Consider the following 19,048-nt stretch of genomic DNA (forward strand, 5'->3'; position numbering starts at 1 on the left):
TTTTTTATTTCAGGAAGGAGCGTCATGATGCAATTCTTACTCGGAGCACAAATGTTATTTGTAGCCTTCGGCGCGTTAGTACTGGTTCCGCTACTCACCGGACTAGACCCTAACGTCGCGTTGTTTGGTGCTGGTGTCGGCACTCTGCTTTTCCAACTCGTGACAAAACGCTCCGTCCCCATTTTCCTCGCGTCCTCTTTTGCTTTCATCGCACCTATCATGTTTGGCGTTCAAACTTGGGGTATTCCTGCCACCATGGGCGGCCTAATGGTAGCTGGGGTGGTTTATGTCATCATGGGTGGCATCATTAAAGTCAGAGGTGTTGGCTTTATCCACAAACTACTTCCACCTGTAGTGGTTGGCCCCGTGATCATGGTCATTGGCCTTGGTTTAGCCCCAGCAGCCGTCAATATGGCACTGGGGAAATCAGGTGACGGCGCATTTCAGTTAGTTGATGGGTCAGTCGCGCTTTGGATTTCAGGTATTTCACTGGCAACGACCATTGCGATGTCTGTATTCGCCAAAGGCTTCTTCAGGCTAGTGCCTATTTTGGCCGGTATTATTTCAGGCTATGTGACAGCATTATTCTTTGGCGTGGTCGACTTTTCACCTGTACTGAACGCCGCTTGGCTCGCCATGCCTGCCTTTACCGCGCCTGCATTTAACATTAACGCGATTCTGTTCATGATCCCTGTTGCCATTGCCCCTGCCGTTGAACATGTGGGTGACATGCTGGCAATATCGAATGTCACCGGTAAAGACTACCTGAAAAAACCAGGCCTGCACCGCACCATGGCGGGCGATGGTGTAGCAACTATCGCCGCATCCATGTTTGGCGCTCCACCAAATACTACCTACAGTGAAGTGACTGGCGCGGTCATGCTGACACGTGCATTCAACCCAGCCATCATGACGTGGGCAGCAGTTACCGCCATTATCTTGGCATTTGTCGGTAAATTGGGCGCAGTGCTGCAAACTATTCCAGTTCCTGTCATGGGCGGCATCATGATCTTGCTGTTTGGCTCAATTGCCACTGTCGGTCTTAACACCTTGATCAAAAATCAGGTCGATTTGCACAAAGCCCGTAATCTGACCATTGTGGCGGTCACGCTGGTATTTGGTATCGGTGGCATGGCATTTGGTATTGGTGAATTCAGCCTACAAGGCATCAGCCTTTGCGGTATCGTCGCTATCTTGCTGAACCTTATTCTGCCGCATGACATGGGTGAAACCCACGTTGTTGATAATGCCCAGATGGAAGACTAAGCCTCTGAGCGCATTTCACTAAGCACAAAAAAGGCTTCCCTCGGGAAGCCTTTTTTACATATCGCGTTTCCGCTTTCGATTACCGCACGATTACTTAGTACCGAAAATCTTGTCGCCTGCATCACCCAAGCCAGGAACGATATAGCCTTTGTCATTCAGCTTTTCATCGATTGCAGCGGTGTACAGTTCAACGTCTGGGTGCGCTTTTTCCAAGGCATCAAGACCTTCAGGTGCCGCAACCAGAACCAATACTTTGATGTTGTCACAACCATTTTCTTTCAGCAGATCGATCGTCGCGATCATTGAGCCACCGGTTGCTAACATTGGGTCAACCACCAGCGCCATACGCTCTTCGATGTTGCTTGCGAGCTTGTGGAAGTAAGGCACAGGCTCTAGCGTTTCTTCATCGCGGTAAATACCAACAACACTGATGCGTGCACTTGGAATGTGCTCCAATACGCCGTCCATCATGCCCAGACCTGCACGCAGGATTGGCACAACCGTCACTTTCTTACCTTTGATCTGGTCAACTTCAACCGGGCCGTTCCAGCCTTCAATAGTGACTTTTTCCGTTTCGAAATCTGATGTTGCTTCGTACGTTAGCAGGCTGCCAACTTCGGTCGCTAATTCACGGAAACGTTTGGTGCTGATATCACCTTCACGCATCAAACCGATTTTATGCTTAACCAGTGGGTGCTTAACCTCAACGACTTTCATGACAGACTCCTGAAAAAAACAAATTCCCCGCATTATACACAAGAAAAATGGGTGGAATAGTTACATACAACCAGTTGCGGTTTTTTGCTGCAATTTGCCTTACGCAAACGTTTTCCTTTTTAGAATGTCGCTGTTAAAATGGCGCGGCTTTTAAGTCCACAACTCGGTAAGGATCCCCAGTGAGCGATAATAAGTCTTCTCTAAGCTACAAAGATGCAGGTGTAGATATCGATGCAGGCAACGCCCTGGTCGACAGAATCAAAGGCGTAGTTAAGCGCACTCGTCGTCCTGAAGTGATGGGTGGTATCGGTGGCTTCGGCGCACTTTGTGAACTGCCTACGAAATACAAACATCCGGTACTGGTATCAGGTACTGACGGTGTAGGCACCAAACTTCGCCTAGCGATGGATCTGAAAAAACACGACACCATTGGTATTGATTTGGTCGCGATGTGTGTCAACGACCTGATTGTTCAAGGTGCAGAACCGCTATTTTTCCTTGATTATTACGCAACAGGTAAGCTGGATATTGATACCGCAGCAAGTGTTGTTACGGGTATTGGTGAAGGTTGCTTGCAATCAGGCTGTGCACTGATCGGTGGTGAAACCGCTGAAATGCCAGGTATGTACGAAGGTGAAGATTACGACGTGGCAGGTTTCTGCGTCGGCGTTGTGGAAAAAGAAGACATTATTGATGGGACGAAAGTCAGCGCTGGCGATGCCATCATTGCTATCGCTTCATCAGGCCCTCACTCAAACGGTTACAGCTTGGTTCGCAAAATCATCGAAGTGTCTAACGCCGATGTCAATGCAGAGCTGGACGGTAAAACGCTAGGTGAGCATCTGCTAGAGCCTACCCGCATTTATGTGAAGCCTGTTTTGAAGATGTTGGAAACCTGCGATGCGCATGCGATTTCTCACATCACCGGTGGTGGTTTCTGGGAAAATATCCCTCGCGTATTGCCGCAAGGCACTAAAGCCGTTATCGACGGCAACAGCTGGGAATGGCCAGCGATCTTCACGTGGCTACAAGAAAATGGCAACGTAACGGATCATGAAATGTACCGCACCTTCAACTGTGGTGTAGGCCTGATTGTTGCTCTACCGGCAGAACAAGCTCAACAAGCGATCGATATTCTGAATCAAGAAGGCGAAAACGCGTGGTTGTTAGGCAACATTGAAAACGCTGCCGCTGGTGAAGAACAGGTAGAGATCAAGGGGTAACCATGAAAAAGCTGGTTGTTCTGGTTTCAGGGAATGGTTCTAACCTTCAAGCAATTATCGATCGCTGTCATGACAGAAATGACATGCATATCGCGGCGGTGATTGCGAACAAAGAAGAGGTCTATGGGCTAACACGCGCAACGGATGCGGGTATTGATGCAGTCGTGGTTGCCAGTAAAGGCATGACTGATCGCAGTCAATACGACAACCAGTTAATGGCGACCATTGATGAGTACGCGCCTGATTTAATCGTACTTGCGGGTTTTATGCGTATTTTAACACCGGAGTTTGTTCGTCACTATGAAGGCAAGATGTTAAACATCCACCCTTCACTGTTACCCAAATACCCGGGGTTAAATACCCACCAGCGCGCGATTGATGCAGGCGATACCGAACATGGCACGTCAGTACACTTTGTTACCGAAGAGCTAGATGGTGGCCCTGTTATTCTTCAGGCGCGTGTACCTATCTTTGAAGACGACAATGCAGACAATGTCTTTGCTCGTATTCAAGAGCAAGAGCATCGCATCTACCCTCTTGTCATTGAATGGTTCTGTCAAGGTAGGCTAGAAATGACCGAAGGTAATGCAGTGTTAGACAGTGCAACGCTCGGTCTGCATGGCTATGCGTTTGAGTAACTAAAGCTATTTTATTATTCAATGACGCCGTGCTCAGCGAAAATTAGCGAATAAAAAACGCGCCCATTCAGTGGCGCGTTTTTTATATCTCAGATTTTCTATCAAAGTTCCCTAAGCGTTTTGTACTGCACTCATCTTCTGCGCGATTTCTGCCTGATTACAGGTAATCACCTCACCCAAATGAAACACACAATATTCACCCGGCTGCATTTTATGCCAGGTTTCATTGTTGGTCAGTGGTTGAGTGGCGATCACTGTGACGACATCATTCGGCGTGGTTTCTTGCTGAAAATCCACCGTCACTTCTTCGTCAATTAAACTGGCTTTGCCAAATGGAGCGCGGCGCGTTATCGAGTGCAGATTATTGGTGCAATACGCCATGACATAATCACCATCACTGAACAGCATGTTGAATACCCCCAGTTCACGGAGTGTGTCACAACGGCTCGCGATAAAGCGAAATACTTCCGTCATGTCTTCAGGCTTGTCCGGATAGTGCTTTTCGATCTCACACAGCAGCCAACAAAATGCCTTTTCACTGTCCGTTTCACCAACAGGTTTGAAATGGCCTGTCGGTAAGTTTTCATATCCTGTCAGCTGCCCATTGTGCGCGTAGGTCCAATAACTGCCCCAGATTTCGCGAGTAAATGGGTGAGTGTTCACCAAATTCACATCACCACGGTTAGCTTGACGAATATGACTAATCACGGCACAGCTTTTGATCGGATAACTCTGCACCAACTCAGCAATTTTCGAATTACAGCTTGGGTTGGGATCTTTAAACGTACGAAAGCCTTTGCCTTCATAAAAGACGATACCCCAGCCATCACGATGAGGGCCAGTATTGCCCCCTCGCTGAATTAGACCCGTAAAACTAAAACATATATCGGTGGGTACATTGGCACTCATACCAAGAAGTTCACACATATTCCGTCACGCTTTCCTTGGATTATTTTTCCATTTCTTTTTCAACTAACTGGATCAAGATATGAATAATCTTGATATGTACCTCTTGGATACGATCAGCATAACCAAAGTGAGGGACGCGGATTTCAATGTCCGCCAAACCCGCCATTTTGCCGCCGTCTTTACCCGTTAGCATAATGGTTTTCATGCCTTTGGTTTTTGCAGCTTCAATCGCTTTCAGGATGTTACCTGAATTACCAGACGTCGATAGACCAAACAACACATCACCCTTCGAACCAACAGCTTCTAGGTAGCGTGAAAAAACAAATTCGTAGCCAAAATCGTTACTCACACAAGAAATATGGCTTGGGTCAGAAATCGCAATCGCAGGATAGCCTGGACGATTTTCACGGTAACGACCGGTCAACTCTTCAGCAAAGTGCATCGCGTCACAGTGCGAGCCACCGTTACCACATGACAACACTTTTCCGCCGGCTTTGAATGAATCTGCCAGCAAAGTTGCCGCCGCTTCAATATCAGCAATATTTTTGTCGTCACTAAGAAACGTATTTAGCACGTGAGCTGCTTCATTGAGCTCGGAGCGAATCAGATCTTGGTACATGGGCAATTCTCTTTATTGATTGTTGACTGTTTGCGGAGCAAGCCGCCGGCCTATCGAAGCAGTGTACCTGTAAAAGCCAGAAGCTGTCGATAATCAGGCTCACCTTCTGATTACTTCATAAAAACAGATGCCTAATAATTGCACGGCGTTTAATTGTCTCTCAGTGTGAAGCATTGTGCACATTTTTGCTGGTCATCATTTTACATTTCATTAAAAACCTGCTTACAATTAAGTGGTATGACCTCTTACCATTTAAAGATTGGGTTGATGGAGAAGGAGAACCTGACATGGCAACAACCCTGTACCTTACAACGTTCCTAGCAGTACTGGCGCTTTTGGCGTATCACCGCGCAGGACTGAAGATGTTCACCGCTGCAGCCGCGAGTTTGTTAATCGTTGGATCTCTAATGGGCAATATTGGCCAGCTTAGTTGGCTAGTTTTCTTTGCCGTGGCAATCCCCCTAAACGTGCGTTCTTTCCGCGAAAGTTGGTTAAGCAAACCTGCACTTAAGATGTTTAAAGGCGTGATGCCTGAAATGTCACAAACCGAAAAAGAAGCGATTGATGCAGGCACGGTATGGTGGGAAGCCGATCTTTTCCGAGGCGCCCCTGATTGGAATAAGTTACACGATATCCCAGCACCGCGTCTGAGTGCGGAAGAACGAGCCTTTCTTGATGGCCCCGTGAACGAAGTGTGCCGAATGGTGAATGACTACCAAGTGACACACGAGCTTGCTGATCTTCCTGAAGATGTTTGGCAATTCCTGAAAGATCACAAGTTCTTCGCCATGATCATCAAAAAAGAATATGGCGGCCTAGAGTTCTCCGCCTATGCACAGTCTTTAGTGCTGCAAAAGCTGACTGGCGTATCTAGCGTACTGTCTTCAACGGTTGGCGTACCAAACAGCCTCGGTCCTGGTGAGTTGCTGCAACACTACGGTACTGGCGATCAAAAAGACTACTACCTTCCACGCTTAGCAAAAGGCCTGGAAATCCCGTGCTTTGCACTGACTAGCCCAGAAGCAGGGTCTGACGCAGGCTCGATTCCTGATGAAGGTTTTATCACTAAAGGCATGTGGCAAGGCGAAGAAGTTCTGGGTATGTCAATTACTTGGAACAAGCGCTATATCACCCTTGCACCTGTTGCCACCGTTCTTGGTCTGGCATTTAAACTGAAAGACCCTGATAGCTTACTCGGCGACAAAGAAGATCTAGGTATTACCTGTGCGCTCATCCCGACCGATATTGACGGTGTGGAAATTGGTCGCCGCCATTTCCCACTGAACCTGCCGTTCCAAAATGGTCCAACGCGCGGTAACAACATTTTTGTCCCATTGAGCTTCATCATTGGTGGTCCTGATATGGCAGGACAAGGCTGGCGCATGCTGGTTGAATGTCTGTCAGTGGGTCGTGGCATTACGCTGCCTTCAAACTCGACAGGTGGCCTTAAATCCGTTGCATTGGCAACAGGCGCGTATGCACGTATCCGTCGTCAATTCAAATTACCTATCGGTAAAATGGAAGGGATTGAAGAGCCTTTAGCACGTATCGGCGGTAATGCTTACGTCATGGATGCAGCCAGTGCGCTAACCGTGACGGGTATTGATTTGGGTGAGAAGCCCTCCGTCATTTCGGCCATTGTGAAATACCATTGTACTCACCGCGGCCAACGTGCCGTGATTGATGCCATGGACATTGTGGGCGGAAAAGGTATCTGTTTAGGGCCAAAGAACTTCTTGGCTCGCGGCTACCAAGGCTCGCCGATTGCGATTACCGTTGAAGGTGCCAATATTCTAACGCGCTCAATGATCATCTTCGGTCAAGGTGCAATCCGCTGTCATCCTTTCGTCTTGACGGAAATGGAAGCGGCATACAATGAAAACGAACGTGAAGCACTCACTGCATTTGACCAAGCTTTGTTTGGCCATGTGGGCTTTGTGATCAGCAATCTAGTTCGTTCAGTATGGTTAGGCCTGACTGACGGTCGTACCTCGAAAGCACCACGTAAAGATGAAACGGCTCGTTACTATCAGCAAATGAACCGCTATGCGTCAAACCTCGCGCTTCTAGCCGATATTTCGATGGCAGTGCTGGGCGGAAACCTCAAACGTAAAGAGCGCCTTTCTGCACGTCTAGGAGACGTATTGAGCCAGCTCTACATGGCATCGTCTACCATGAAGCGTTATGCCGATGAAGGCTACCAAAAAGCCGACCTTCCTTTGGTTCATTGGGGTATGCAAGACGCTCTCTACCAAACCGAAGAAGCGCTCATCGAGTTTCTAGCAAACTTCCCAAGCCGTTGGATAGCTGCACCACTGCGTGTCTTGTTGTTCCCATTTGGTACACGTCGCACCAAACCAAGTGACAAGCTCGATGGCAAAGTTGCTCAAATCCTGCAAACACCATGCGACACACGAAGCCGTATCGGTCGTGGTCAGTTCCTTGAGGCCTCAGAGCACAATCCCGTCGGTAAGATTGAGAAAGCGCTCCTCGATATCTTGGCGGCCGAACCTGTTTATAAAAAGGTCTGTGACGCAACCGGTAAAAAACTACCGTTCATGTTCTTGGATAAAGTGGCGGATGTGGGTTTGAGTGAAGGTGTTATCACTGAAAAAGAAGCTGACATTCTGCGCATTGCAGAAGAAGGTCGATTGGAAACCATCAACGTCGATGATTTTGAGTCTGATGAACTTGCAGCGGCAAGCAAAGCATTAGATAAAGTGACTCACGCGGCATAACCTGCCACACAAGCAAAAGCCAAAAAGGAGAAGCCTCGCTTCTCCTTTTTTTTGTCTCCCCTCAACGTGTCGTATCTGCAGTTAACCGTTGTCGCTAGCTGTGTGACTAACGCAGAACACTCATCGTACTACGCTGCTTTGTCAGGCTCTTCAGGTGGCGGCGCCTCTAACTCTTCTTCCGTTTCGGCGGCTAGCTTCTTGGCTTTAATCTTACGAATGATGAACCACGTCAATATCGCCAGTATCAACAGCAAAATATTGCCGCCAATGATGGTGATCATCGCCATCTTGCGGTCTTCTTCACGCTGTATGGCTTGGCGTTTTTCTTCTTCGATACGCGCACGTTCAGCCTCACGCTCTTCGCGCTCAAGCTTCGCCTGCTCTATCGCTTCATAATCCGCTACCGCAAAAGTCTGCTCGGGTAAATGGAAGACAAGAGGACGCCCTGATAATTTGTCCGTTCCGTAAAGCCAAGCAAACCATTTGTGTCTTCCAGGTTCGCCAAAGTTATCTATCTCAACATTCAGCGCGGTGTAATCCTTATTGGATACGCCTTGATAAACCGAAAGTTTACCGTTGGTATCCGTAAATTCAGCGTGCGCTGCGATGGTGCCCGTTTCAATGCTGGCGCTGTCAGATTCCACCAGCAAATGATGTGGCAGGGCTTTTTTACGACTTTGCGTAAAAGTAGCCATCAGCGGTGTTGGATAAACCAGCACTTCTTGTTCAAGGGTACGGAAGAACACGCCATTGCCCGATGTCACCCGAGCACGGTATTTCCCTGGAGGGGCGTTAACGGGCAATTCAACAGTGAAAATGCCATCACCCGCGGTTTCATCAAGTCCTGATCCGTCATCCACAAATAGTCCAAGAGACATTTCCTGAGGACGTTGGTCAACCGGAATGTCATCAACGCTTTCTATGTATTCAGTAAAGGTGACCGTCAACTCAACACGATCAAGGAAATCCCGCAGATTTAGGGGTTCATTTGCTTGCATCAGACGGGCAGTAAATTTGAGGGTCTCTCCCTGATAGAGCCTACTAGGGAAAGTGTCTACTTTCATGCTGAGTTCGGAAAGTATGCGGATCTTGTTCTCGGGCGTGACTTTTCCAATGGCCTGCCAAGGGCCGGGCATCGGGTTAAGAACAGACACAATATCCATATCTGATTCTTGATGCCAAGAGACACTGTCTGGATGTCTCCACGCATATAACTTAGTGCCATCAGGCTGAACCAGCACAACAGGTTGACTTGGATTCTGCCGATAGATAACAAAGGCGACCTGAGTGATGGTGGAGTCGATCCGAAAACGGTTGTTGAGCAAACGAATATCACGATCAGATGTCTGTTCCGCTGCGACGTTAAATACCGTCAACAGCGCAAGCAGCACGCCAATCCACCCAGTTTTCATACCTTCTCCTGTCACCGCCAGAGACAACTACCGTTTTTCGCAATAACGTCTAGCTGCGCTTCATGTTCTTTTAGTTCATCGGCAGATGCATGGATGATCTTTAGCTTTTTCGTACCGGCTTCGACACGACGAATGGATTCGCCATTGGCATCTTGATCATTTGAGTCTCTTCCACTGAATGCCAAGGTTGTCTGGCCGCCTGTCATCAGCAAATAAACGTCAGCAAGGATCTCAGCATCCAACAATGCGCCGTGCAGCGTTCGGTGTGAGTTGTCTATGCCATAACGATCACAAAGCACATCAAGGTTATTGCGTTTCCCAGGGAAGATTTTCCTTGCCATGGCAAGGGTATCCGTGACCTTACAGTAGTCCGTGGTTTTGCCAATTTTGGGGTTTAATGTCTGGAATTCATTGTCCATAAAGCTGACATCAAAGGGCGCATTGTGTGCTACCAATTCGGCGCCTTTAATGAACTCTAGAAAGTCTTGATGGATCTTTGCATAGTCAGGCTTATCAACCAGAAATTCATCAGTAATACCGTGGACAGAAATTGCCTCAGGATCTATTTGACGATCGGGTTTGATGTAGACGTGGAAATGTCTCCCCGTTAACTTACGGTTAACGATTTCCACGGCGCCAATTTCAATGATTTTGTGCCCTTCATAAACAGGGCCACCTTCACGGTTCATACCCGTGGTTTCTGTATCGAGAACGATTATTCTGTCGTAACTGGCTTTCATGACGTCACTTGTGTCAGACTTATTGATTAATTTAAGTAGATACTAACAAATATGGTCAAGCAGGTAGAAATTTTCACGGATGGTTCTTGTCTCGGTAATCCGGGCCCGGGTGGTTATGGGGTCGTTTTACGCTACAAACAGCACGAAAAAGAACTAAGCGAAGGCTTTGACCTGACCACCAATAACCGCATGGAGTTGCTCGCTGCCATCGTGGGGCTAGCCAGTCTGAAAGAGCACTGCACGGTGGTACTCACCACCGACAGCCAATACGTTCGTCAGGGCATTACACAATGGATACATAACTGGAAAAAGCGCGGATGGAAAACAGCCGATAAAAAACCAGTGAAAAATGCCGACCTTTGGCAGAAATTGGACTTGGAAGCACAACGTCATACGATTGATTGGCAATGGGTGAAAGGCCATACTGGGCACCCAGAAAATGAACGTTGTGATGAACTAGCAAGAACGGGGGCAGAGAACCCAACAGGCCCGGACACAGGCTATCAACCTAGCGAATAGCGTCTTACGCGCCGCCAGTTCGGTAATTGATACCCACTGGCGATAGTTGCTTCTTTAGTTTCAACTTTGCTTTTATCAGTTTTAAAGGGTAAGTGCGTTTTCGCGCCACGATGAAATACAGCGACCCCATCGCTGGCAACAACCCAGAGCATGCATTTTCAAACCAAACCCCGCAGGTACGATGCTTTGTAACCGGAATAAGCCCGAAACAGGACATTTCGACCAGCTCATAATTCAGCAGCCCTAACCAATCTCGCACTCGAAGCGGAGAAAACATTCGCCCATTCCACGGCAGTTGATTCTTCCGCCACGGTATTATGCGGCCGATCCCCATCAAACTGCTAGGATTCACTCCCGATATGACTAAATAGCCATCATCTATCATTACCCTATCGATTTCGCGTAGAAGCCGGTGGGGATCATCCGAATAATCGAGTTGATTGGCGAGAATACAAACATCGAAAGCTTTATCAACAAACGGCAATTCGTAACTTTCAGATTCAACATTTCGCAGAGGATTTAACTTATCAATGCAGACCTGATGATGAATGTTACAATGCCCACTGGTTAATTCGATGCTTAAACCACCCAGTTTGAGCATGTGATAGCCGAAGAAGCGAGGGAGCCATTCATCCAGCCGTGTCTGTATGTGTGAGCACGCCCACTCGCCATGAGCGAATTGATCCCATGTATAAGGGTATTCCAGTGGACGTTGACTGCGTGCTGGTTTCATAGTGTATTTGAGTTATAGCTGGAGAGTTTAAATGCTATCTGTATCAAGCATACCCGCATTAAATGACAATTACATCTGGCTGATAAAAAATGATGACAATCATTGTGTTGTTGTCGACCCAGGAGATGCCACGCCCGTTTTTGCGTTCTTAGAGAACCACGGCCTTATCTTAGACGCAATATTGATTACCCACCACCATGACGATCATGTTGGTGGTGTGCCTGAGCTCACATCGCATTACCCGAACACCTCGGTTTATGGCCCAGCGACCGCTCGCTTCCCTCAAGTTACTCACCCCCTGAAGGACAAATCAACATTTACCCTTTTCGGTAGTGAGTTCGTTGTGCGCGAAGTGCCAGGGCATACCCTTGATCATATTGTCTATTATTCAGAGGATATGCTGTTTTGCGGTGACACTCTCTTTTCAGGCGGTTGTGGCCGATTGTTCGAGGGCAGCCCGGCTCAGATGCACAAGTCGTTATCACTCCTGTCGTCTCTGCCTGACGATACATTGGTGTTCTGCGCGCACGAATACACACAATCAAACCTAAAATTTGCTCAAGCCGTTGAACCCAGCAATACTGCGCTTAAGGATTATTCTTTGAGCGTTGATGTGTTGAGATCTAACAACAAGATCACGTTGCCATCAACGATTGGAAAAGAAAAAAATATCAATCCATTTTTGCGCGTTGATCAAGCCTCAATAAAATCGGCAGTTCAACATCGTGCAACGGATAGCTCAGAAACAGAAACGTTTGCGGCGCTCCGACGCTGGAAAGATGAATTTTGACGCAAGTCACTTGTAAGCAGCATTGAAGGCCGATTACTATCATCGGCCAATTTTTGAAAGGTTAGGTTATTAATGAAGTTCCGTTATGTATTAGTGGGATCGATGTTCCTCGCAGGATGCCAATTGACTGGGCAAGATGACGTCGCGACAACGACTAATACGCCAGAACAGCAGGAAGCGTTGCTGACCCACGAGAAAGCTGAAAACACTCAGGTTGAAGCAGTGGTCGTAACACCTGTCATCACCCCGCAAAGTCAGGAGGATGTCTGGGATCGGATTACCATGCAGTTGGAAATGCCCGTACCAGAAAACAAGCGGGTGCAATATTACCGCAACTGGTATTTGAAAAACCCTCTGCATCTACAAACAGTCGCTAAACGCGCAGAACCTTTCCTCCACCTCATCACAGAAAAAGTCGAAGAGCGCGGAATCCCGCTCGAGATTGCTTTACTTCCAGTCGTGGAAAGCTCATTCGATCAGTTTGCATACTCACATGGTCGTGCGGCAGGTTTATGGCAATTTGTGCCGGATACAGGTCGTCGATTTGGACTAGAGCAAAACTGGTGGTATGACGGTCGTCGAGATGTGGTCGCATCGACTGACGCAGCGTTAGATTTATTGGAATATCTTCACAAAAAATTTGATGGTGATTGGCTACACGCACTAGCGGCATACAACACCGGCGAAGGGCGAGTATTTCGCGCCATTAGAAACAATAAAGCCAAAGGCCTGCCGACTGATTTTTGGTCACTGTCGCTACCGAAAGAAACCCGAGGGTATGTTCCTAAGCTGATTGCTGTCGCTGACGTGATTAAAAACAAAGACAAATACGGCTTGTCTATACCTGAGGTTGCCAACAAACCAGTGGTTGAATTGGTAGAGCCTAACGTTCAAATGGATTTAGCCCTTGCTGCGAATTATGCGGGACTGTCTCTTTCTGAACTTCAGAGCTTAAACCCTGCATACAACCATTGGGCTACAGCGCCTGATGGTGTGACTCATCTTCTGTTGCCAAAAGAAAACATAGCTCGCTTTAATGCTCAGCTAGCAGAGAATAATAACCAAGGTATCAAAGTTACCCGTTACAAAGTTAAAAGTGGTGATTCTTTAGGTCTGGTCGCACAGCGTCACAATACAACAGTAAAATTGATACAACGTGCCAACAGCATTAAAGGAACCAGTATTCGTGTTGGACAACACCTTATAATCCCTGTCGCACTTCAAGACGAAAGCCAATACGCCCTAAGCGCACCGCAACGTCTAGCCAAAATGACCAGTAAAAAACGCGGAGATTACAAACTCACACACACCGTTGCCAGAGGTGACAGCTTTTGGACCATATCGCGTAAGCATGGTGTCTCTCATGGAGAACTCGCACGTTGGAATGGCATGAGCCCGAAAGATCCATTACGTATCGGCCAAGACCTGGTGGTTTGGAAGAAAGGGGAAGATGGAGCACGTATCCGCACTATTTTTTACAAAATCCGCGAAGGTGATTCATTGAGCAGTATTGCTTCACGCTATGGCGTGTCAGTGACGGACCTTGTTAAATGGAACGCTCTGAAAAAGAGCGCTTATATCAAGCCAGGGCAAAAACTGAAGCTGCATATCGATGTGACTAAAGTCAGCGCATAACACGTCTGGCATCTACATTGAAAAATATAAAAAACGCGTTGTATTGATACAACGCGTTTTTTATATCACATCACCATAGGGTGACGTTTCATCATTCTTATCCCTTCCCGCTTGAAACAATCGACTAACGGGTTCTCTGCCATATCGACTCGCCAAACAAACGATAATGAACGTGAAATATCGAGTTCAGGTACATTCAGCGCAACCAATTTACCGTTTTCAATGTAACGTTCCACATCTAGATACGGCAAGCAGGTTAAATATGAGCCATTCGCGACAAGGCTCCGAATGACAGGAACATGTTCGTATTCCCGCCAAACATCCAAGTCTGCAATGTGATTGGAAATCGCACTTTCAAACGCGGTTCGCGTGCCTGAACCATGTTCTCGCAATACCCATTTCGCTTGCTCCAACTGTGCAATGCTGACGCGATCGTAACGCGAAAAAGGGTGATGAGCAGAGGCGACGATTTTCAGGTGATCTGTACACAAAGATTCTTGATGAAGGCGATTGTCATCGCATCGCCCCTCAATAATACCCAAATCATAGCGGTAATCGAGGACACCAGATATAACTGAACTGGTACTGTGAACACCAAGCGAAATGCGAATTTCCGGAAAGTCATTATCAATAATACTGATAAGGTCCGGAACTAGGTGCTCTGCGGGGGTTTGACTTGCTCCTAAGCGAATTTCACCACTCAGTAAGTGCTGATCATAAAACCCCATTTCAATGTGTTGAGCATCTCTCAAAAGACGTTTGGCTTTAGGTCTCAACCAACTTCCCCAGTGCGTAAGGAGTAACCGTTTCCCCTTACGTTCAAATAATGGCCTACCAAGCATTTTTTCTAACTGTGCCAGTGACATACTGGTTGCCGACTGTGTCAGAGACAGCACTTCAGCGGCCTGACTAACACTGCCAGTATCTGCCACAGTGTCAAATACTGCTAACTGTTTGAGTGAATATCGCATCGCTTTTCTTCCCTAAAAAGAGTCACTGAAATAACCCTAAAGACATCATGTCTCCATTGTACCTACCACGGAAAAATCATCAATAAATCTGAATATAATTCAAAGAATTATCAATTGTACTTGATCAACCATTCCCCATTACGCTGATTAAGAAGCAAGGCAATCGCCAAGCTAAATCACAAGGAGAATGACATGAATACATATGGGAGGCATTGCGATGACGACGGCCTACTCTGATCACGAATTCGTTTCAGTCAAAGGTTTTTCTGCATCAGAAATGATGAATGAAGCGGAACGTTATGCGCTAAAGAAAATTAGCAAACGCAGCGGTGCCACACTCAGTTTAGCCATTCTGGCTGGTGCCTTTATCGGTCTCGCCTTTCTGTTTTACATCACAGTAACTACAGGCAATGACAGCACAAACTGGGGCGTTAATCGACTGATCGGCGGTTTCGCTTTTAGCATGGGACTGATCTTGATTGTTATTTTTGAAGGCGAGCTATTTACCAGCACAGTGCTGTCGAGTATTTCATGGGCCAATAATCAGGTAAGCATCAGCAAGCTGCTTTCAACCTGGGGAAAGGTCTACCTTGGCAATTTCTTAGGGGCAACACTCCTTGTCATCATGGTAACCGCGGCAGGCTTATACCAGCTTGATGGCGGTCAATGGGGCTTAAATGCGCTTAATATTGCCCAGCATAAACTTCACCACACTTGGCTCGAAGCCTTCACTTTAGGCGTTTTGTGTAACATTTTAGTTTGTACTGCTATTTGGCTCACTTTTTGTTCTGCCAACCCCATTGTCAAAGCTGTAATGACAATGTTGCCTGTCGCAATGTTTGTATCTAGCGGTTTTGAACACAGTATTGCCAATATGTTCATGGTGCCATTAGGCATCGTCATCGCCAATTTTTCTCCAGATACCTTTTGGCTTGGACTTGGCGCTAATGCAGCAAACTATGCTGACCTCACCTTCAACAACTTCATCATCAACAACCTGATCCCCGTTACCTTAGGCAATATTGTTGGCGGCGCCGTGCTTGTCGGTCTAGCTAACTGGGGGATCTACCGAAAACAAATGCAACAACCCGACATGCTGAGCATTAACACGCCAGTGACTATCGCTAAAGCCAGTAAGGACTCTGCCATGATTAACTCCGTGAAAGTAAAAGATCTAATGAATACAAACCCTATCGTCTTGAAAGCAAGTGACCGCACGGCTCAAGCCATTGACACCTTGCTTTCTAATGGCATAACTGGTGCGCCAGTTTGCGACAGTCAAATGCAGGTTGTGGGTTTTTTCTCAGTACATGATGCGATGGTTAATCTTTGGTGTGAGGACTATCTACCTGATGCGAAACAAGTCGTTGGCGAGTTGATGTGTGATGATGTGACGGCGTTAAATGCAGAAGAAAGCTTAGTTGACGTCGCTGAATTCTTAGTCATGGACAAAGAAAAGGTTTTCCCTGTATCTCCGATGGGTATCGCAACAAGCTTCTCCAATTTATCGCTAAAAGAGCGAGTTAAAGAGGCTAAAATAAGTAAACCGCATATTTTGCCGGTTATCACTAATGGCCGCTTAGTCGGTGTGATTTCAAGATCTGATGTGCTGCAGGCATTAAGACCACTTTATGAAAACGAGCCGTTAGTTGAAGTAGCAAAAGCCATTTAAAGACATGAAGGGCAGTAGCAATACTGCCCTTTTGTTATTGAGAAAGAAATGTCAGTGACGCTTCAATGAATGCGTGGTCAGACGCCGTTGTCTTTTTTGACAAAGATACATTAAGTTCAAGATCTCGGTAGAACAAATGATCAAGTGGATGACCAAAAACTGTCAGTCGATCGTCGCTGCTATATTGAGCCTCTTTCAGTCCAAGCTCATCAAGTTCTTTTTTAACCACATTCAGACGTTCATCGCTCCAAGTATTAAAGTCTCCAGCAATGATGAGTGAACCACTGATATCGCTCACCGCATCAACCAGCGACTGAAGCTGCTCTCGGTATTCTTCCACTCCAAAAGTAAAGTTAATACTGTGTAGGTTAATAACAGACAGAGTATTTCCATCAGACAAGGAGAATGCACTGTAAAGAGCACTTTTCGGTAAGCGCAGGTATGGCTCAACTTTGGTATAGGCGCAGACTTTTGATGGCTTCACTTCAGACAAAGTCATCACGCCAGCAATTTCACCATTGATCGCGAATGCGTATGCCTGATTACTGTGCCACCCTTCTCGCTCTATGTAGCTGAGAAGCTGAGGTTTAGATTGAGCTTCTTGAAGTAATATCAGTGAGTTTTTTTTCGATAGATCCGAAAGCTCAGTCTCCCAACCATCTAATTGTTGTTTGTAGATATTCCATACCGCGATATTGAGTGGTTTGGTCACATCAATCGTTTCGGTCTCTGAATAGTCACGACAGCGAACGCTTGCCTCTCCTGATGCCAAGCTCGCCTCCGTCGGTACATCAACAACCATATAGACCGTTAGAATGCCGCTGATTAATAATAATGCGCCAAGGATTGCCCATCGGGATCTAAGTTGTCTCATAAAAAGCGGCACCTTATTTATTAGTTTAACATTCGATCGATCTATCTAAGAGCAAGGGTATTTCGCTCTCCCCTGATAAATATTGTCGATGAACTCATAACAGTCGTTTCAATAGCGGGACACAGCGCTCTAATTCACATGTGCAACATTCAATTGCCCCTATACTCTCTCGACTCGCACATTCAGGAGCAAAAAATGGTTAATGAATCTAAAGGCATCTATTACCGTATTTTACACCCAGCTCAAAAACCTTGGATGATTGCCTTCGTTGCAGCGATTGGCTCTGCCATTTGTATCGCCTTGCTGGCATTAATTGATGAAAGTGCGAAAGGTGATTATGTCTTAATGGCGCCTTTCGGAGCAACCATGGTTCTGGTTTTTGGATTACCCCAAAGCCCCCTAGCACAACCTCCCAATGTCATCTTAGGCCATCTAACAACAGCCATCGTCGGCGTCATTTTTGCCAATCTCTTTCCTCCTGAATTTTGGTCACTCGGGTTAGCTGTAGGTACAGGGATTTTCTTTATGATTCTGTTTAATGTCACTCATCCTCCTGCCGGCGGTAATCCGTTGCTTATCATGTTGGGTGGACACACAAGTTTCACGTTTGCGCTTTACCCTGTGCTAGCAGGTGCGTGTGTCATCGTGATTGTTGCTCTGATTTATCACGGTTTTGTATCGCGATTAGAGTATGCATGGGTCAACAAACCGAAGAAGGCATAGGCTATGTACAGCAAAATACTTTACGCACTTGATCTGGACTCTAAACCCCATTTACACAAAGCTCTCGCTATTGCGGTGCAACTCAACGCGGAACTTTACGTCGGATATGCTACCTACATCGGTGAAGACTACACAGATGACGAGATTTATTTCGGCAAAGCAGATGGCGACAAGGTCGTTGATAGCAAGAAAAAAGAGCTCGAAAATAAGCTGGAAGCATTGCTACTGGGAACCGAACTATCAAAAGAGCATGTGTACGTCGTCGATGGCCCAATTGGAAAAGCCATCGATCATTTAGCCCAAACACTGAGTGTAGAGCTTGTCCTTATTGCAAAATCTCATCACCACTTCAGCTTGTTGATAAAGCCTGACACTTTAATACGCTATACATCCCACTATGACTTGTTGAGCTTCAACTAGACGAATGAAACCTCAGCATTGTTTCAGGGACGCCCAGTGTAAGGCTTTAGTTTTGGCATGAGCAAATAGAACTGGCAGGGGTGTAGAGATTCGACCGGGCTGATGTTCCAGCTCCTAACATCGCTTTGAAAAAGGGACAAATACAAAAAAGCCCCGACATTGCTGTCGACGCTTTCGAAGGTGGCAGGGGTGGAGAGATTCGACCGGGCTGGCGTTCCAGCTCCCAACATCGCTTTGAAAAAGCGACAAATACGAAAAAGCCCCGACATTTCTGTCGAGGCTTTCAAAAGTGGCAGGGGTGGAGAGATTCGAACTCCCAACACGCGGATTTGGAATCCGCTGCTCTGCCAATTGGAGCTACACCCCTGTAGTTGTTTTAAAGACTTAACTTTGTCTAAATAAGTGGCGGAGCGGACGGGACTCGAACCCGCGACCCCCGGCGTGACAGG

Annotated in this window: 18 protein-coding genes and 1 tRNA gene; 10 read left to right on the forward strand and 9 right to left on the reverse strand. The window is 46.9% G+C overall.

Annotated features, from left to right (window positions below; all coding sequences use genetic code 11):
- Positions 1–24 precede the first annotated feature (24 nt).
- Positions 25–1,266, forward strand: coding sequence for a uracil-xanthine permease family protein (locus A1OO_RS21950; protein ID WP_026023989.1), 1,242 nt, complete (start codon positions 25–27; stop codon positions 1,264–1,266).
- Positions 1,267–1,356: 90 nt separating this feature from the next.
- Here A1OO_RS21950 and upp read toward each other — a convergent pair whose 3' ends face one another.
- Positions 1,357–1,983, reverse strand: a complete 627-nt coding sequence (gene upp, locus A1OO_RS21955) for a uracil phosphoribosyltransferase (protein ID WP_016960049.1) — start codon at positions 1,981–1,983, stop codon at positions 1,357–1,359.
- A gap of 179 nt (positions 1,984–2,162) precedes the next feature.
- Here upp and purM point away from each other — a divergent pair, with 179 nt between their 5' ends.
- Both purM and purN read left to right on the forward strand, forming a co-directional pair.
- Positions 2,163–3,206 carry a phosphoribosylformylglycinamidine cyclo-ligase gene (gene purM / locus A1OO_RS21960; protein ID WP_016960048.1) on the forward strand — a complete coding sequence of 348 codons (1,044 nt, stop codon included), beginning with the start codon at positions 2,163–2,165 and terminating at the stop codon, positions 3,204–3,206.
- Between the two features lie 2 nt (positions 3,207–3,208).
- Positions 3,209–3,844: a phosphoribosylglycinamide formyltransferase gene (gene purN, locus A1OO_RS21965; protein ID WP_017004448.1), complete on the forward strand. Its 636-nt coding sequence runs from the start codon at positions 3,209–3,211 to the stop codon at positions 3,842–3,844.
- A 111-nt stretch (positions 3,845–3,955) separates the two neighbouring features.
- Here purN and A1OO_RS21970 read toward each other — a convergent pair whose 3' ends face one another.
- Complete coding sequence (locus A1OO_RS21970) at positions 3,956–4,771, reverse strand: class II glutamine amidotransferase (RefSeq protein ID WP_017004449.1); 816 nt, start codon at positions 4,769–4,771, stop codon at positions 3,956–3,958.
- 22 nt (positions 4,772–4,793) lie between these two features.
- Positions 4,794–5,372, reverse strand: a complete 579-nt coding sequence (lpcA, locus tag A1OO_RS21975) for a D-sedoheptulose 7-phosphate isomerase (RefSeq protein WP_017004450.1) — start codon at positions 5,370–5,372, stop codon at positions 4,794–4,796.
- A gap of 287 nt (positions 5,373–5,659) precedes the next feature.
- On the opposite strand from lpcA, the gene fadE reads away from it, so the two are divergent.
- On the forward strand, positions 5,660–8,110 hold the full coding sequence (fadE, locus tag A1OO_RS21980) for an acyl-CoA dehydrogenase FadE (protein WP_016960044.1): 2,451 nt from the start codon (positions 5,660–5,662) through the stop codon (positions 8,108–8,110).
- A 128-nt stretch (positions 8,111–8,238) separates the two neighbouring features.
- Here the strand turns inward: fadE and A1OO_RS21985 are convergent, their stop codons facing one another.
- Together A1OO_RS21985 and dnaQ are read right to left on the reverse strand one after the other, a co-directional pair.
- Complete coding sequence (locus A1OO_RS21985; RefSeq protein WP_016960043.1) at positions 8,239–9,522, reverse strand: TIGR03503 family protein; 1,284 nt, start codon at positions 9,520–9,522, stop codon at positions 8,239–8,241.
- Positions 9,523–9,533: 11 nt separating this feature from the next.
- Positions 9,534–10,262 carry a DNA polymerase III subunit epsilon gene (dnaQ, locus tag A1OO_RS21990; protein ID WP_016960042.1) on the reverse strand — a complete coding sequence of 243 codons (729 nt, stop codon included), beginning with the start codon at positions 10,260–10,262 and terminating at the stop codon, positions 9,534–9,536.
- A 51-nt stretch (positions 10,263–10,313) separates the two neighbouring features.
- Between dnaQ and rnhA the strand changes: the two genes are divergently transcribed.
- Positions 10,314–10,781 (forward strand): ribonuclease HI, encoded by a 468-nt coding sequence (gene rnhA, locus A1OO_RS21995; RefSeq protein ID WP_016960041.1) that lies wholly within the window; start codon positions 10,314–10,316, stop codon positions 10,779–10,781.
- Positions 10,782–10,785: 4 nt separating this feature from the next.
- Here the strand turns inward: rnhA and A1OO_RS22000 are convergent, their stop codons facing one another.
- The gene (locus A1OO_RS22000) at positions 10,786–11,382 is read right to left on the reverse strand and encodes a methyltransferase domain-containing protein (protein WP_016960040.1); all 597 of its coding nucleotides are present in this window, start codon (positions 11,380–11,382) and stop codon (positions 10,786–10,788) included.
- Between the two features lie 163 nt (positions 11,383–11,545).
- On the opposite strand from A1OO_RS22000, the gene gloB reads away from it, so the two are divergent.
- Positions 11,546–12,304, forward strand: a complete 759-nt coding sequence (gene gloB / locus A1OO_RS22005; RefSeq protein WP_017004451.1) for a hydroxyacylglutathione hydrolase — start codon at positions 11,546–11,548, stop codon at positions 12,302–12,304.
- A 72-nt stretch (positions 12,305–12,376) separates the two neighbouring features.
- Positions 12,377–13,939 (forward strand): lytic transglycosylase, encoded by a 1,563-nt coding sequence (locus A1OO_RS22010; RefSeq protein ID WP_026023992.1) that lies wholly within the window; start codon positions 12,377–12,379, stop codon positions 13,937–13,939.
- 65 nt (positions 13,940–14,004) lie between these two features.
- Here A1OO_RS22010 and A1OO_RS22015 read toward each other — a convergent pair whose 3' ends face one another.
- Complete coding sequence (locus A1OO_RS22015; protein ID WP_016960036.1) at positions 14,005–14,910, reverse strand: LysR substrate-binding domain-containing protein; 906 nt, start codon at positions 14,908–14,910, stop codon at positions 14,005–14,007.
- A 217-nt stretch (positions 14,911–15,127) separates the two neighbouring features.
- Between A1OO_RS22015 and focA the strand changes: the two genes are divergently transcribed.
- Positions 15,128–16,582: a formate transporter FocA gene (focA, locus tag A1OO_RS22020; protein ID WP_026023993.1), complete on the forward strand. Its 1,455-nt coding sequence runs from the start codon at positions 15,128–15,130 to the stop codon at positions 16,580–16,582.
- A 34-nt stretch (positions 16,583–16,616) separates the two neighbouring features.
- Here focA and A1OO_RS22025 read toward each other — a convergent pair whose 3' ends face one another.
- Entirely contained in the window at positions 16,617–17,456 is an 840-nt protein-coding gene (locus A1OO_RS22025) for an endonuclease/exonuclease/phosphatase family protein (protein WP_017004453.1), read from the reverse strand.
- Between the two features lie 195 nt (positions 17,457–17,651).
- Between A1OO_RS22025 and A1OO_RS22030 the strand changes: the two genes are divergently transcribed.
- Together A1OO_RS22030 and A1OO_RS22035 are read left to right on the forward strand one after the other, a co-directional pair.
- Complete coding sequence (locus A1OO_RS22030; protein ID WP_017004454.1) at positions 17,652–18,179, forward strand: HPP family protein; 528 nt, start codon at positions 17,652–17,654, stop codon at positions 18,177–18,179.
- Between the two features lie 3 nt (positions 18,180–18,182).
- Complete coding sequence (locus A1OO_RS22035) at positions 18,183–18,599, forward strand: universal stress protein (RefSeq protein WP_017004455.1); 417 nt, start codon at positions 18,183–18,185, stop codon at positions 18,597–18,599.
- Between the two features lie 290 nt (positions 18,600–18,889).
- Here the strand turns inward: A1OO_RS22035 and A1OO_RS22040 are convergent.
- Positions 18,890–18,966: transfer RNA gene (locus tag A1OO_RS22040), tRNA-Trp, on the reverse strand.
- Positions 18,967–19,048 lie beyond the last annotated feature (82 nt).

The sequence above is a fragment of the Enterovibrio norvegicus FF-33 genome (genome assembly GCF_000286835.2).
Lineage (GTDB): Bacteria > Pseudomonadota > Gammaproteobacteria > Enterobacterales > Vibrionaceae > Enterovibrio > Enterovibrio norvegicus_A.